The organism is Bacillus bingmayongensis (genome assembly GCF_000299035.1).
GTDB lineage: Bacteria > Bacillota > Bacilli > Bacillales > Bacillaceae_G > Bacillus_A > Bacillus_A bingmayongensis.
On sequence record NZ_AKCS01000076.1, the window covers coordinates 1 to 1,328 of the forward strand.

The following is a 1,328-nucleotide window of genomic DNA, read 5'->3' on the forward strand; positions in this document are numbered from 1 at the left end:
TACTCTATGTTTCTAACTAATATTTTTGCACCAGAACCAATAAAAATGAAAAATGACGCAGAACACTAATTCTGTGTCATAATATTTCAAACTTTAAAAATTCTATTCTCTTAAAAAACACCACACCCTGTAATGATTTCTTCTGTACTTAACAAAGTAGCTTCTTGAATTGTGACGTTATTCTTTTTCATAAAAGATTGTACAGCATGATAACCTACGGTATAACCTGCGCCAGGTGATAAGCCTACTGGTGCATAACCCTCTTTTTTAGCAATTTCATCCCCAAACATGTAACTATTAACTTCATCAAATCCTTTTAAATGAAAACCATCCCGAACAACATGAATCGAATATTCGAGTTCTTCTTCATCAGTTGAGGTAACCCAAGGACCTAAATGTTCCTCACCGTACAACTCAGTAGCAAATGAATCTGCAAGCCCTTCAATGACTAAATATTCACCCAATGTCACGTCTCCATGATTCCAATCGAAATAAGAAAAACGGAGGTTATGATGAAATTCATGGGCAATAAGCGCGGGTATTCTCGGAACATTATAATCGTTTGGATGAATGGTTATAGTGACATACCCAGGTATTCCTCCGAAACCACAGTAGCCCTTTTGATTTTTTAGTTTTTCAGGATCAGCAATATACATTCCAAACTTTAATTCTTCTGCAGCTACTTCTAAGTTGGCGGCTTTCGAAAATTCTATGCATCTTTTTAATGCTTTTTGAGCGATATCTGAAGCTTCTACTGCTTTTAAATCATCCAATGCTTTTCTTGCTATATTACTTTCTTTTATATCCAGATATCCTAACATTTGAGTTGCCATCATAACATCATAACCATTTTTTTGTTTAGCTTTAAGTGGCACATTGATTGTGTTCCACATACCCTCAAAAGGCTTCATCATCGTGTATCTAAAGAAATTTTCTCTCTTTTCGAGAGGTAATGAAAGTAAAGTTTCATATTGACTTAAAGTATCTTCCATATATATTTTCATTTTAATCACCTCTTGTTTATATATTTTTCATTAAATTCATAAGACAGTTTAAGCGTATTTAATATGACATTTTCATTTTCAACATTCTCTAATTGGTTTAAAGATAAAAGTAAGTACTCTATATAAGTATACATTTCATCAAGCTGCAGTCTTATTTCTCTAATATCAAGTTCATGTAATGGAAAAGACGCTATAGATTTTAACCTTTTGCCTAATATTTTTAGAGTGAGAACTTTAATTAAGTCTAGTAAATCTTCATTTGATAAATTTATGTGTCCTATTTCATTTTTCTTTGGAGTAATCAAATTTAAATCACAATAATAT

At 31.9% G+C, this 1,328-nt stretch carries 2 protein-coding genes; both read right to left on the minus strand.

The features are described from left to right. Positions 1 to 110: 110 nt before the first annotated feature. Entirely contained in the window at positions 111 to 1,004 is an 894-nt protein-coding gene (locus Y7E_RS0106870) for a DUF2268 domain-containing putative Zn-dependent protease (RefSeq protein ID WP_017150546.1), read from the minus strand. A gap of 5 nt (positions 1,005 to 1,009) precedes the next feature. Further along, positions 1,010 to 1,328 (minus strand): hypothetical protein (locus Y7E_RS33425; RefSeq protein ID WP_017150547.1); only part of this gene is annotated, 319 nt, incomplete at its 5' end.